Origin of the sequence: uncultured Agathobaculum sp. (assembly GCF_963927765.1) — a bacterium.
In the GTDB taxonomy this organism is placed as follows: domain Bacteria; phylum Bacillota; class Clostridia; order Oscillospirales; family Butyricicoccaceae; genus Agathobaculum.
Map to the genome: position 1 here is coordinate 1 of NZ_CAWVCU010000010.1, position 13,246 is coordinate 13,246.

The 13,246-nt window shown below is 53.3% G+C and carries 12 protein-coding genes; 6 read left to right on the plus strand and 6 right to left on the minus strand.

Annotated elements, in window-relative coordinates:
- Nucleotides 1-7 precede the first annotated feature (7 nt).
- The 3 genes from ABGT74_RS00565 to ABGT74_RS00575 all read left to right on the plus strand — a co-directional run bounded on the left by ABGT74_RS00565 (nucleotide 8) and on the right by ABGT74_RS00575 (nucleotide 2,739).
- Nucleotides 8-1,612 (plus strand): ABC-F family ATP-binding cassette domain-containing protein, encoded by a 1,605-nt coding sequence (locus ABGT74_RS00565; RefSeq protein ID WP_302666350.1) that lies wholly within the window; start codon nucleotides 8-10, stop codon nucleotides 1,610-1,612.
- A complete protein-coding gene (locus ABGT74_RS00570) occupies nucleotides 1,613-1,978 on the plus strand; it encodes a DUF2752 domain-containing protein (RefSeq protein ID WP_346704035.1) in 366 nt (121 codons plus the stop codon). It abuts the gene before it with no gap.
- A 149-nt stretch (nucleotides 1,979-2,127) separates the two neighbouring features.
- The gene (locus ABGT74_RS00575; protein ID WP_346704036.1) at nucleotides 2,128-2,739 is read left to right on the plus strand and encodes a CpXC domain-containing protein; all 612 of its coding nucleotides are present in this window, start codon (nucleotides 2,128-2,130) and stop codon (nucleotides 2,737-2,739) included.
- A 47-nt stretch (nucleotides 2,740-2,786) separates the two neighbouring features.
- Here the strand turns inward: ABGT74_RS00575 and ABGT74_RS00580 are convergent, their stop codons facing one another.
- Entirely contained in the window at nucleotides 2,787-3,638 is an 852-nt protein-coding gene (locus tag ABGT74_RS00580) for a putative manganese transporter (RefSeq protein ID WP_346704037.1), read from the minus strand.
- A 129-nt stretch (nucleotides 3,639-3,767) separates the two neighbouring features.
- Here ABGT74_RS00580 and ABGT74_RS00585 point away from each other — a divergent pair, with 129 nt between their 5' ends.
- Nucleotides 3,768-5,381, plus strand: a complete 1,614-nt coding sequence (locus tag ABGT74_RS00585) for a DEAD/DEAH box helicase (RefSeq protein WP_346704038.1) — start codon at nucleotides 3,768-3,770, stop codon at nucleotides 5,379-5,381.
- 55 nt (nucleotides 5,382-5,436) lie between these two features.
- Nucleotides 5,437-6,618, plus strand: coding sequence for a phosphodiester glycosidase family protein (locus tag ABGT74_RS00590; RefSeq protein WP_346704039.1), 1,182 nt, complete (start codon nucleotides 5,437-5,439; stop codon nucleotides 6,616-6,618).
- Between the two features lie 56 nt (nucleotides 6,619-6,674).
- On the opposite strand, the gene ABGT74_RS00595 is transcribed toward ABGT74_RS00590, so the two are convergent.
- The 5 genes from ABGT74_RS00595 to ABGT74_RS00615 form a co-directional block, all read right to left on the minus strand.
- Entirely contained in the window at nucleotides 6,675-7,997 is a 1,323-nt protein-coding gene (locus ABGT74_RS00595) for a replication-associated recombination protein A (RefSeq protein ID WP_346704040.1), read from the minus strand.
- Nucleotides 7,998-8,097: 100 nt separating this feature from the next.
- Complete coding sequence (locus ABGT74_RS00600) at nucleotides 8,098-9,420, minus strand: hypothetical protein (RefSeq protein WP_346704041.1); 1,323 nt, start codon at nucleotides 9,418-9,420, stop codon at nucleotides 8,098-8,100.
- A 25-nt stretch (nucleotides 9,421-9,445) separates the two neighbouring features.
- On the minus strand, nucleotides 9,446-9,970 hold the full coding sequence (locus ABGT74_RS00605) for a sigma-70 family RNA polymerase sigma factor (RefSeq protein ID WP_346704042.1): 525 nt from the start codon (nucleotides 9,968-9,970) through the stop codon (nucleotides 9,446-9,448).
- Between the two features lie 81 nt (nucleotides 9,971-10,051).
- Entirely contained in the window at nucleotides 10,052-10,732 is a 681-nt protein-coding gene (locus ABGT74_RS00610; RefSeq protein ID WP_346704043.1) for a hypothetical protein, read from the minus strand.
- Between the two features lie 100 nt (nucleotides 10,733-10,832).
- On the minus strand, nucleotides 10,833-12,074 hold the full coding sequence (locus tag ABGT74_RS00615; RefSeq protein WP_346704044.1) for a 6-phosphofructokinase: 1,242 nt from the start codon (nucleotides 12,072-12,074) through the stop codon (nucleotides 10,833-10,835).
- Between the two features lie 248 nt (nucleotides 12,075-12,322).
- Here ABGT74_RS00615 and fba point away from each other — a divergent pair.
- On the plus strand, nucleotides 12,323-13,246 hold a 924-nt coding region (fba, locus tag ABGT74_RS00620; protein WP_346704045.1), incomplete at its 3' end, for a class II fructose-1,6-bisphosphate aldolase.

The following is a 13,246-nucleotide window of genomic DNA, read 5'->3' on the forward strand; positions in this document are numbered from 1 at the left end:
ATACGATATGATTACAATCAGCGATCTGAGCTTGAATTTCAGCGGAGAACCGCTGTTTAAGGACGTGAATCTGAAGTTTACGGAAGGAAACTGCTATGGTGTCATTGGCGCAAACGGCGCAGGCAAATCCACGTTCCTGCGCATTCTGTCGGGTGATCTTGACCCGTCCACCGGCACGGTGTCCATTGCGCCCAAAACGCGTATGAGCGTTTTGAAGCAGGACCACTTTGCGTTCAATGAGGAGACGGTGCTCAATACGGTGCTCGGCGGCAACCCGCGCCTGCTGGAGGTCATGCAGGAGAAGGATGCGCTCTATATGAAGGATCCCTTCACTGAGGAGGATGGCAACAAAGCGGCAGAGCTTGAGGCCGAATTTGCCGAGATGGGCGGCTGGGAAGCAGAGACCGAAGCCGGCCAACTGCTCAACGGTCTGGGACTGGACGCAGACGCAATTCTGTATACCGAGATGCAGTATCTGGGCGACGTGGAAAAGGTCAAGGTGCTGCTTGCGCGTGCCCTGTTCGGCAAGCCGGACATTCTGCTGCTGGACGAGCCGACCAACCATCTGGATATTCAGGCAGTCCGCTGGCTGGAGGATTTCCTTGCGGACTTTGAGGGCACGGTGCTGGTTGTTTCGCATGACCGTCACTTCCTCAACAACGTCTGTACGCACATCGTGGATATCGACTATGGCAAGATCAAGCTGTACGTTGGTAACTATGAGTTCTGGTATGAGTCCTCGCAGCTGATTCAGCGTATGATTAAAGATCAGAACCGCAAGAATGAGGAAAAGATCAAGGAATTGCAGAACTTCATTCAGCGTTTCGCGGCCAACAAGTCTAAATCCCGTCAGGCGACCAGCCGCCGCAAGCTGATCGACAAGCTGACAGTCGAAGAACTGCCTGCATCCTCTCGCCGCTATCCGTGGGTATCGTTTGCGGCAGACCGCGAGGCAGGTAAGGATATTCTCGAGGTGCGTGGTATTTCCAAGACGATCGACGGCGAAAAGATTCTGGACAACGTCTCCTTTATTGTGCGCCGTGGAGATAAGATTGCATTCATTTCGGACAATGAATTGGCGATGACCACACTGTTCCAGATTCTGATGGGCGAGATCAAGCCCGATGAGGGCAGTTTCAAGTGGGGCGTAACCACGTCCCAAAGCTATTTCCCTAAGGATAACAACGAGTTCTTTGAAGGACATACCGAAAACATGCTTGACTGGATTGCACCGTATTCGCGCACGGATACGCTGGAATCCACGCTGCGCGGCTTCCTCGGTCGCATGCTGTTCTCAGGTGATGATGTGTATAAGCCGGTGCGCGTACTGTCGGGTGGCGAAAAGGTGCGCCTGATGCTCGCTCGCATGATGCTGTTCGGTTCCAACGTGCTGGTGATCGACCAGCCGACCAACCACCTAGATTTGGAATCCATTACGGCGGTCAACAACGGCGTGCGCGATTTTAAGGGTACGGTTCTGTTTGCGTCGCACGACCATGAGTTTGTGCAGACCATTGCAACGCGCATCATTGAAATTCGTGAAAAGGGTGTGCTGGATAAGGAATGCACGTACGATGAATTCCTTGAGTTCCGTGAAACCTATCAGGGCTAAATGAAAAAGGGAGTATACGGCCTGTTGGTGCTGCTGGTATTGGCAGCAGCATCGTTTGTGTCTGCCTCCCTGCTGGGATGGGGCTGTCCGGTGCAGCATTTCACCGGCATACCTTGCCCGGGATGCGGATTGTCGCGAGCCGCTTTCGCATTGCTGCGGCTGGATTTTTGGATGGCCTTTCGCTATAATCCAATGATTTATGTATTGCCGCCGGTTGTGCTGCTGGTCTTGTTCCGCAAAAAGCCACTGCTTGGCACTGAGAAGCGGGAGCGTATTTTGCTGTGGAGCGTTATGGCGCTCTGGGCGGGGGTCTGGATCGTGCGTTTGGTCATGCGCGATCCGCTGATCTGCGGCACGGCAGCGTAAATATGTACTGTGAAAACGCATGGCAGTTCACCATGCGTTTTTCTTTAGGGTAATTAAGATACAGGATATGTCGTATTGCTTGCTTCACAGCGGAAAACTGTGGTATAATAATTACAATTGGGCATATATCGAGGAGGAAAACAGGAATCATGCTGATTACTTGTCCGCACTGTCAGGCAGAGACTGACCATAAGGTGCACGATCATATCAATATCGACCGCAATCCTGAACTGCGGGCACAGGTACAGGATCTGTCCTGCTTCCGCGTCAAATGCCCCAATTGTGGTGAGACGGTGCTTGTGGTGCATCCGTGCTTGTATCACGATATGGCAAATCAGTTTATGGTTTGGTTGTGGCCGGAGGAGGGCGAAGCCCCCAAGGCACAGTTTGATCCGCTGGCCGGATATGCGCTGCGCATGGTCGATAGTCTTAACGCGTTTCGGGAAAAGATCAATATTCTGGAGCGCGGATTGGATGATCGCGCGGTGGAAATCATGAAGCTGTTGCTGTTTACGCAGCTCGATCGTGATTTGGATGTGGTGGAGCTGTTGTTCCATGAATGGGATGAACGCACCGGAGACTTCCGCTTTGTGGCGGTCTTGTCCGATGGGGCGGAGCAGTATGCGGCGATGCCGGGCACGGTTTATCAGCGGCTGCGGGAAGACGTAGCAACCTATTTGTATACGCCCGGCGGGGATTTTACCAAAATCGATATGGCATGGGCGCATAGTGCGCTCGAGCTGCTGCATGAGCTTGGATAAAAAAACGGCCTTCCCGAGAGGGAAGACCGTTCCATATGCGGTTTTGTTCAGCCGAAGAAGATCTGCACCAGTGTGCCGCCGATGACGGCAACGGCAAAGGTGGCAGCAATGACAGGCAGCGCGCGATGGCGCCCTTCTTTTTCCTCGAACAGCACAATGTAGCCAAAGCCTGCGCCGGTGGAAAGGCCGGCAATCAATGCGCCGAAGCTGATAGTGCCGCCGACAAACAGTTCGGATAACAACACGCTCATTGCGCAGCTAGGAATCAGGCCAAGGATGGCGCAGAGTAGGGGCTGGAAGATGCTGTTGGACAGCAGAAGGGATGCCAGCACATCCTCGCCGATGAGATGTACCACCAGATTTAAGGCGAAAAGCACGGCGAACAGGAAAAATGCGGTTTTCAGGGTGTGCCAGATGATGCTCCAGATCGGGGAGCCCGCGCTGCAATCGCAGGCCGACATTTCGATTTCCAGCTCGTCGTCACTATTGGGACGGTGGCTGCGGAATACGGTATAACGCAGAATGTAGCCGCCAATGACGGCGATCGCAAACTTGACGACCAAGAGCGTGATGACTTGCGGCACACTGGCACCGCCCGCCAGCATGACAGGGACTGCTTCATCCGAGGTGGCCAGAAAAACAGCGACCAGCGTAGCCGGGGCAAGATATCCGGCGGAGAAGAGCGCAGCAGCGGCGGCGGAAAAACCGCATTGCGGTATTGTTCCAGCCAGCGCGCCGACAACTGGGCCAAACTGTGCGGCGCGCGAGAGCAGAGCCGGCGTATTGGTCAGACGGTTTTCGATATAATAAAGAAGAGCATACACCACAAGAAGGAGCGGGATGGTCTTGAGAACATCGAAAAACGCTTCCGGTAGAACGTGAGATAGAATATCGAGCAATAATTTCACCTCATAGCAAATGACAGTTAAACAAAGACAACTGTAAAACAGTATAACACATTATCATGCAATCGGGCAAGATAGATTTGCCGAAATACACCAGTTTTGAAAAGGAAACGATCAAAGGATATGAAATTCAGTGAGTTAAAAATCGAAAAAAATATACTCAAGGCGCTGCGTGAAGCAGGCTATGACGAACCGACGCCGATTCAGCAAAAGGCAATCCCGCCAGTTTTGGACGGGCATGATCTGATGGGCTGCGCGCAGACCGGAACCGGAAAAACCTGCGCGTTTTCGGTTCCGATCATTCAGCGGCTGGCTCGGTCGGAGGGGAAAAACGGCACGATCCGCGCGTTGATCTTGACACCGACACGGGAGCTGGCGCTGCAGATTTATGAAAATGTTTGTCAGTATGCGCGGTATACGCCGTGCACCGCAGCGGTAATCTTTGGCGGTGTGTCTCAGGTGCCGCAGGTGGAAGCCATCGCGCGCGGGGCGGACATTCTCATCGCAACGCCTGGACGACTGTGGGATCTAATGGGGCAGGGCATCGTGAAGCTGAACAAAGTCGAATGCTTTGTGCTTGATGAGGCCGACCGTATGCTGGATATGGGTTTTTTCCCGGATGTCAAGCGCATCATCAAGTATTTGCCGGCGAAGCGGCAGACGCTGCTGTTTTCTGCCACCATTCCGAAGGAGATTGCGGCGCTGGCGGACAGCTTGCTGAGCAATCCTGCGCGCATCTCCATTACGCCGTCTGCGAAACCGGTTGAAAAAATCGAACAGAAGGTTTTTTTGGTGGAAAAAACCGAAAAAAGGGAACTGCTGATCGACACGATCCGTCAAAGCAACGTACACCAGACATTGGTCTTTACGCGAACCAAGCATGGTGCGGATCGCGTTGCGCGTGATTTAAATCGCGCTGGGATTCAGGCAAAAGCGATTCATGGCGATAAAAGTCAGAATCAGCGTCAGCGCGCTCTGGAGGATTTCAAAGCGTGCAAGATTGCAGTATTGGTTGCGACCGACATTGCCGCGCGCGGCATTGACATCAATGAGCTGCCGCTGGTCATCAACTTTGACTTGCCCAATATTCCGGAAACTTATGTTCATCGCATTGGCCGCACAGGGCGCGCGGGGCAGGAGGGAACGGCGATTTCTTTCTGCGATCGCTCTGAGAGACCATATCTGGCGGATATTGAAAAGCTGATTGGCAAGCGTATTCCGCTTGCCGGTGAAATTCCGCATGCGGAAAAAGAAAATGAACGGACGGGACGCGAATCCGGTCAGCGTAAAACGACCAATGTGCGCACGCGCCGCAAGCCGGTTTCGGAAAATGCTTCAGCAGAAGAGGTTGCAGCAGATGTAGCACGGGAAAAGGCAGCAAAGCAAAAGGCGCGCAAAAATGCTGCCGCGAAGCGTCCCTCCCGCAAGGAAAAAGCGGCAGAGGTGCAGGAAGAACAGCGCGCAAAAGCAGCTGCGCCGCGCGCAAGAAAGTCTGCTTCAACCCGTACACGGGGCCGCCGTAATGATCCATATGCGCGTTATGAAAAAAATGAACCCCGCGTGGATGCGCACACGCCTTCGCGTGCCTATGCCCTGAGTGAAGAAGCGGCCGCGCGTATCCGGAAAAAGGTGGAGGATGCGCTGGCGGCACGTGCGCAAAAGGCGTCCGCACCGGCGCAGTCTGTTAAGAAAAACACAAAACCTGCTGTTCGCCGGAGACGGCGCAGCGCAAAATGATTGGCTGAAACTACCCCTTTCGATAGAGAGACGGACAGAAAAGGAGTAAACAACGATGAACGGCGCACGACACCGCTTTGCCCTTGGGCTGACCTGCTTTTTCCTGATATGCGTGACTGTGGTTTACCCCTTTCTGCTGTATACGCCGAATGAATTTATCACTCGGTGGAGAGAGTGGTATATTGAAACCGCAATGGGAACCATGACGCATCAATGGCTGGCTACGTGGTTTGTTCCGGACGACATCATCGAAGAGGTGATGACAAAGCGCTATTTGCTCAATCAGAAGCAAGAGGGCGTTACAAGCGCATGGGATAATGTAGGCGAAGAGGATGATACGGCGTCTACACCGAAAGAACAGTTTTATCAAACCTTTTCAGAACTCGATGAGGACAGTTTTGAGGCATTTCTCCGGGACAATCCGGAGTACATAGCGGATGGTTATGACCATATCAACATTGATCTGATCGGGGACCCCACGAAAAAGAACTATGATACCGGCATTGTCACCAAACAGGGGGACACGGTTTTGGCAATCAACGCGGAGCATGGGATCTTGATTGCGGAAGTTGTCGGCGAGGATTCTTTGGGTATGGAATACGCCGGTAAGATTGCGCTGTGTAAAAAGCCGGAAAATGTATTTGTCGGGACTTGTGAAGACCTGTTTTCGTATGGTTCTTATGTTTCGGACATGGTGCGCAACTATGATGCGATTCTGGGAATCAATGCTTCTGGTTTTGCAGATTATGAGGGCAATGGAACCGGTGGTTTGCCATATGGCTTCCTGAAAAGCCAAGGACAAAAGCTGCAGGATGCTGTGGGAGATACATGGAAGATCATCGGCTTTGACGAACAGGATCATTTGCAGATTGGCGCATTTACCGATACTTCCAACCTGCGCGACGCGGTGGAATTCCATCCGGCGCTCATCATCAACGGAGAAAATCTGGTGGCTGGTACGGGTCTGAATGAGCAGCAGCCGCGTACTGCGATCGGTCAGGCAGAGGACGGAACTGTTATCATGCTGGTGGTAGATGGCCGTCAATTCCATTCTTTCGGTATTTCCATTGAGCGATGCGCGGAAATTATGGAATCATACAATGCTTATCAGGCTTCCATGTTGGATGGCGGTTCGTCATCTGTGATGGTGTATCAGGGGCGTGAAATCACCAGTCCGACGACTTTGTCACAAAATCCAGAGGGACGGTATCTGCCGGACGCATTTTTGATTCGGTAAATTGTCAGATAGCAATGAAAAGGCACGGCGATCGCCGTGCCTTTTCATTTGTGTGATTATTGCTTGCGGTGTTGCAGTTTCCATGCCTTGATTTGCGCAAGGCGCGCTTTGTATTTGCTTTCGGAGCCTTGTTCAGTCGGATGGTAGTATTCACGTCCTTCGAGCGAATCCGGCAGACACTGCATATCGGTGAGTTTGTCGACCGTGTCGTGCGCATATTGATAGCCCTTGCCGTAGTCCAGTTCTTTCATCAAGCGCGTCGGTGCGTTGCGGATGACCAGCGGGACTGGTTCGGATAACATGTTGAGCGCGTCCTTTTTGGCTGTTTCGTAGGCGACATATAGCGCGTTTGATTTGGGTGCAAGCGATAGATAAACGACCGCATGCGTCAAATGCACACTGCATTCAGGCATGCCGATGAAGTGGCACGCTTGATAGGCGGCCACTGCGATTTCCAGCGCGCGGGAATCTGCCATACCAACATCCTCACTGGCGAAGCGGGTGATGCGCCGCGCGATATAGAGCGGGTCTTCGCCTGCTTCCAGCATGCGTGCAAGCCAGTAGACTGCAGCGTCAGGGTCAGAGTTGCGCATGGACTTGTGCAGCGCGGAAATGAGGTTATAATGCTCTTCGCCGGTCTTGTCATACAGCAGCGACTTTTTGGAGATGCATTGCTCCAGTGTTTCGCGTGCGACCGTAACGATTTTGCCGTCGATATCGCTGTTGAGCACAAGCATCTCGAGCGTGGACAATGCGGTGCGCGCGTCGCCGTTTGCAAAATTGGCGATAGCTTCAAGCATATCTGGCTCAATGTGGATGGTTTGCCCACCAAAGCCGCGTGGGTCGGTCAGTGCATGGGAGAGTAGAGCGGTGAGGTCGCTCGTTGTAAGTGTTTGCAGCACAAATACCTTACAGCGCGACAAAAGCGCGCCGTTGACCTCGAACGAGGGGGTTTCGGTGGTGGCGCCAATTAGAATGATGCTGCCCTTTTCGACGAAAGGAAGGAAAGCGTCCTGCTGCGCTTTGTTGAAGCGATGGATTTCATCGACAAATACGATGGTACGCTCGCCAAAGCGGCGGTTATCTTCAGCCTGCTGCATGACTTGCTTAATCTCTTTGATGCCACTGGTGACGGCAGAAAAGTCAATAAACGTGGCTTTGGTCTGACCCGCGATGATACGCGCGAGTGTGGTCTTACCCACGCCCGGCGGTCCCCAGAAGATCATGGAGCTGATGCGGTCGCTTTCAATCAGGCGACGCAATACTTTGCCGTCTCCTAACAGATGAGTTTGACCGACAAATTCTGACAGATCGCGCGGGCGCAGCCGCGCCGCGAGGGGGCGGGTGCTGTCTCCGCCGAACAGGGTTTGCTGTTCCATGCCACGCACCTCCTTTGCATGATATATGTATTATACCACCGAACAAATGTTCTTGCAAGGCGGTGAAAAAATCCTCTCCTTTTTGGAGAGGATTTTTGAGTTATTGTAGGGGAACATCCACGCCGTCAAAGTTCAGCAGAACGATCTCGGACGGGTCAAGCGGTTCATCAAATTTCCATTGGTCGTGTGCGTAGCCCATGCCGTCCGGCAAAGGAGCATCGCTGTCGTCCAGTACAGTACCCCAGCCGCCGTCGATGCAGTTATTGGTGAGGTACAGCTTTTCGCCATCTTTGGTTATGGCGTAGGTGGGACGATAGCCAAGCTTAGTGCCCTTACTGGAAGAACGGGCAGATATTCCGATTTCAGAGACGCGGATTTCTTCGACCAGCGCGCCGCCGACCTGTACGTTCGGATGGTAAACAACTTCATTGGCTGTCTCCACTGTAATGGTGCATGACCAGATGCCTTCGACGGGGTCGTGCAGCTGATAAGTGCCCTGCAAGTCGCCAAAGGTCAGATAGGGGAGATCTTCCGGAGTGATGTCAAATACTTCGTCATAATACCATTGGTCGTTGTACAGAAAGTATCTCCCGCCGCCCAAATACTGTTCTGGATCACGTTCGTCGGTTACTCTACTGTGTATACTGCTGCCGGAATGATTTGCTTCGCCCAGAAAAGCGGCTTGAATATGCAGCTTGCCGTCCTCGCCAAAGCCGACCGAGGACAGGCGGACGCGGTCGCTGCCTTCCAGTTCGCAGGGTGTCTGTTCAGGAATTAGCGGAATGTGCTCTGCAAAGAGCGGCACGCCCATCTCCTCCGTCATGTTTTTCAGTCCAGTGACGGATAGCATTTCGCGCGGGAAATCAACCGTTTCCTCCGTACATTCGGCAGGCTGGAAACTGCTGAAAGACACGCTGACTTCAGTGCCATCCGCAATCGAACGGCCAATTTCGTAGATCTCGATGAGTGCCGTGTGGCTATTTTCGTCATAGTATACTACTCGTTCGCCGCCTCTCCATCCGTTGATGGCCGGCGCGTCTTTATCCTGTTCATGGTCGATCCAGCCGTTGATTAGCATATCGTTGCTGAGTCGGTCGCCGGTTTTGTCCTGTACCTCAACCCATACGCGCACGAGATTGCTGCTTGCCAGCGCGGCCACCGGCCGCACTTCAATGCCGTTATCCTCGACGACGATACCGGTGATTGGTTGGCTTTGTTCGGTAAAGCTACCCAGTGCATTTTGCAATGCGGCTCGAAGCGCGGGAATTGCGGCAGCAAACGCGGAAAAGGTCAGCAGTGCAGCGAGCACCGCTGCCAAAGCAATTCTTCCTGCTGTCCAACGCGGCTTAGTACGGCGAGAATGAAGCTGTTGGAGAATTGCTGTGCGCCGTTCGGGCGAAAGCGAGATATTTTGCATCATCATATCCAGATCCCTCCTCATATTGCGTTTATTCATCGTAGTACCATCCTTTCAAGGCTTCGCGCAGCATTTTGCGGGCGCGGGATAGGCGAGCGGTGACAGTCGAGACATCCACATGTAAAACGTCTGCGATTTCGCGCGCTTTGAGCTCCTGATAATAGTACAAGATGATCACTTCGCGGTAAGGACGTGAAAGCGCCAGAATTGCGCGCGGCAGCGTGTCATCCACCTGTGGATCATCCGTAGGGGCAAGCAGTGTATCCAACTCTTCGGCAGGGGCGCGGCGGCGCTTCCAAGGAGAACGAAGATAGCTTTTGCATACGTTGATTGCAATGCGGGTGATCCAAGTTGTTTCACTGCCTTCGCCGTGGAACGTGTCTGCTTTACGCCATGCCCGCAGCAGCGTTTCTTGCACCGCGTCCTCGGCCAGATGAACATCTTTCAGATAAAGAGTACATAAACGCAGCAGCCGGTCACCCCAATCATCAAGCAGGCGTGCAAAGCCGTCCTCGTCCTGCAGATACGAGAGGGTTTTGGTTTCGTTCGGTTCCACAGCGGCTTCACATCCTTTCCAATCATTTGACGCATGGGGAAGAGGAATTACTGCAAAAAAATTGAGGCTTTTTGAAAAGCCTCAATAGGGGTTAAACGAATCACCGTAATCAACTGGCTCACCGGTCAGTACATCGTAATAATACCAACGCTCGCCATCATCATCCGAGAAAAAGTAAATGCCGAGTGGTGTCTCTGAGCGGTCGCCCGTAATTCGGCCGATAAATCTGCCGCCTTCAGCTTCACCGATGGGTGTGATCTGTGCAACGGAAACAGGGTGCATGACCAACAGGTACAGCGGTAGTACTACGAAGAACGGCACATAGAATGTTATCAACAGAATAAACGTGTTCCGTGCCCGACTGTGCATAGGATGTGGCTGCATTGGTCGGCGGAAGGGCAGAAGCCGATACAGCCAGATTGCAATTCCAATTAGTACCAGCAGGCATAGCCACCAGATGTCAAGCCGATACCACATGTACCAGCCGCCGTACTCCAGCAGTAGATAGATTAGTGCAGTGCATAGCAACAACAGCAGCGCACCCTGCCAACGCGACATATGGTCGGGGCGTTCGCGCTCAATGTACTCGACAGCTAGCAAGGGAATCAACAGTGTTGCAGCACCCCAGATCCACAGATAGACTGCATTGATACCAAAGGCGTCATCATACGCGAAGTTAAGCCAAGTGGCAAGGCCGTTTGCCGTAAGCCATGCGGCGATGGCCAGTGTGCCCAGAACGGGGGTGGAAAGCTGCTTTTTCATCTCTATCCCACCTTTCGGAAAGGCAAACGGGCAAAGCCTTGCGGCTTTGCCCGTTTTTATCATCCTGCGCCGCAAGGCGCTATTTCATTGAAAGAAGAACTTATGCTTCTGCCATGATCTTCTTGAGCTTAGCAAAACGCGGCAGGCCGTTTACCTTCGGGCCTACGTTCTCGCCAGCGATCAGCGGCATAGCATACTCGACGAACTTCTCGGTTACGCCGTTGCCTTCCTCGTTGATCCAGTCGCGCGGAACCTTCTTCTCGGTGTTCGCAACCTCGGAGAGCGGCAGCAGCTCGATCTCGCACTTGTAGCCGTTCTCGTCGCGGGTGCACTTGAAGCCCGGCATATAGTCGGTCTTGCCGGCAACAGCGTTCTCAACAGCAGCCTTACCGGACATGTAGGACTCGTCAACGTCGGTCTTGGAAGCGCAGTGTGCAGCGCAGCGCTGGAGCAGGCTCAGCTCGATGCCGCGAACCTTGCAGCCCAGCTCGTTCTTAACGGTGTCCGCCAGCATAGCAGCCAGACCGCCCAGCTGTGCATGGCCGAAGCCGTCGGTCGCAGAGGTCTTTGCCTCGGAAACGAAAGAGCCGTTCGCATAGTGGATGCCCTCAGAAACAGCAACCAGGCAGTTGCCCTTCTCTTCGTAGATGCGCTTGACGTCAGCGAGGAACTTCTGCATGTCGAAGTCGGTCTCCGGCAGGTAGATCAGATCCGGGCCTGCGCCCATTGCGGTAGCCAGACCAGCAGCACCAGCCAGCCAGCCAGCGTGACGGCCCATGATCTCAACCACACAAACCATGCCGGTGTCGTAAACACGTGCGTCCTGATAGATCTCCATGCAGGAGGTAGCGATATACTTCGCAGCGGAAGCAAAGCCCGGGCAGTGGTCGGTGCCGAACAGGTCGTTGTCGATGGTCTTCGGAATGCCCATGACGCGGCACTCGTAGCCAGACTTCATCATATACTTGGAAACCTTGTTGCAAGTATCCATGGAGTCATTGCCGCCATTATAGAAGAAATAGCGGATGTCATACTTCTTGAAGATCTCAAGGATGCGCTTGTAATCGGTGTCATCCACATCCGGGTCAGCCAGCTTGTAGCGGCAGGAGCCGAGCGCGGAGGACGGGGTGTAGCGCAGAAGCGCCAGCTCTTCGCGGTCTTCCTTGTCGATGTCGTACAGTTCGTCGTTCAGCAGGCCCTTGATGCCGTGTGCCATGCCGAATACACGGGTGATAGACGGGTTGTCCAGCGCGGTCTCCAACGCGCCGAGCACAGAAGAATTGATGACCGAAGTCGGGCCGCCCGACTGGCCAATGACGCAAGCGCCTTTCAGTTCACTCATAATGATAAACCTCCTAACAAATTAAAACACAGGGTTTGCCCACTGCGTTTTCTTGCAATATAAGGGTATCACAAAACTGCTTCAAAATCAATGCAAAACAGAATTTTTTGCATGCAGCCGGACATTTTAGTAAGATAAGCAAAAAATGGGTGCGATTTTGATGATGCACTTGATTTTTTGCGAACATACTGATAAAATAAAGGAAGAATTCAGCTTAGGCTAATTTGTTTGTGGAAAGGAAGTTTACCATGCCATTAGTTACTACTACCGAAATGTTTAAGAAGGCCTATGAGGGCGGCTATGCTGTCGGCGCCTTCAACGTAAACAACATGGAGATCGTACAGGGCATCACCGAGGCTTGCCAGGAGCAGAAGGCTCCGGTTGTGCTGCAGGTTTCCAAGGGCGCGCGTGCTTATGCTAACCACACCTATCTGGTGAAGATGGTTGAAGCTGCGGTTCAGGAGTGCCCGGATATTCCGATTGCGCTGCACCTTGACCATGGCCCGGACTTTGAGACCTGCAAGTCCTGCATCGACGGCGGCTTTACTTCGGTTATGATCGACTGCTCGAGCAAGCCGTTCGACGAGAACGTTGAGATCACCAAGAAGGTCGTTGAGTATGCGCACGCACACGGCGTTGTTGTTGAGGCAGAGCTGGGCACGCTGGCTGGCGTAGAGGACGACGTTCAGGTTTCTGCTGAGGATTCCTCCTACACCCATCCGGAAGAGGTTGAGGAGTTCGTAACCCGCACCGGCTGTGACTCTCTGGCAATCGCTATCGGCACCTCGCACGGCGCTTACAAGTTCACCCCCGAGCAGTGCACCCGCAACGAGCAGGGCATTCTGGTTCCGCCTCCGCTGCGCTTTGACGTTCTGGAGGAAGTTTCCAAGCGTCTGCCGGGCTTCCCGATCGTACTGCACGGTTCCTCTTCGGTTCCGCAGAACTTTGTTGATATCATCAATGCGCATGGCGGCAAGATGCCCGATGCAATCGGCATTCCGGAGGAAGAGCTGCGCAAGGCCGCTTCGATGTCTGTCTGCAAGATCAACATCGACTCCGATATCCGTCTGGCAATTACTGCTACCATCCGTGAGTACTTCGACGAGCATCCGGATCACTTCGATCCCCGTCAGTACCTCAAGCCCGCTCGTCAGGCTGTTAAGGACATGGTT

Coding starts and splice junctions, on each gene's coding strand:
- ABGT74_RS00565 (WP_302666350.1), top strand. CDS start 8: ATGATTACAATCAGCGATCTGAGCTTGAATTTCAGCGGAGAACCGCTG.
- ABGT74_RS00570 (WP_346704035.1), top strand. CDS start 1,613: ATGAAAAAGGGAGTATACGGCCTGTTGGTGCTGCTGGTATTGGCAGCA.
- ABGT74_RS00575 (WP_346704036.1), top strand. CDS start 2,128: ATGCTGATTACTTGTCCGCACTGTCAGGCAGAGACTGACCATAAGGTG.
- ABGT74_RS00585 (WP_346704038.1), top strand. CDS start 3,768: ATGAAATTCAGTGAGTTAAAAATCGAAAAAAATATACTCAAGGCGCTG.
- ABGT74_RS00590 (WP_346704039.1), top strand. CDS start 5,437: ATGAACGGCGCACGACACCGCTTTGCCCTTGGGCTGACCTGCTTTTTC.
- ABGT74_RS00595 (WP_346704040.1), bottom strand. CDS start 7,997: ATGGAACAGCAAACCCTGTTCGGCGGAGACAGCACCCGCCCCCTCGCG.
- ABGT74_RS00600 (WP_346704041.1), bottom strand. CDS start 9,420: ATGATGATGCAAAATATCTCGCTTTCGCCCGAACGGCGCACAGCAATT.
- ABGT74_RS00610 (WP_346704043.1), bottom strand. CDS start 10,732: ATGAAAAAGCAGCTTTCCACCCCCGTTCTGGGCACACTGGCCATCGCC.
- ABGT74_RS00615 (WP_346704044.1), bottom strand. CDS start 12,074: ATGAGTGAACTGAAAGGCGCTTGCGTCATTGGCCAGTCGGGCGGCCCG.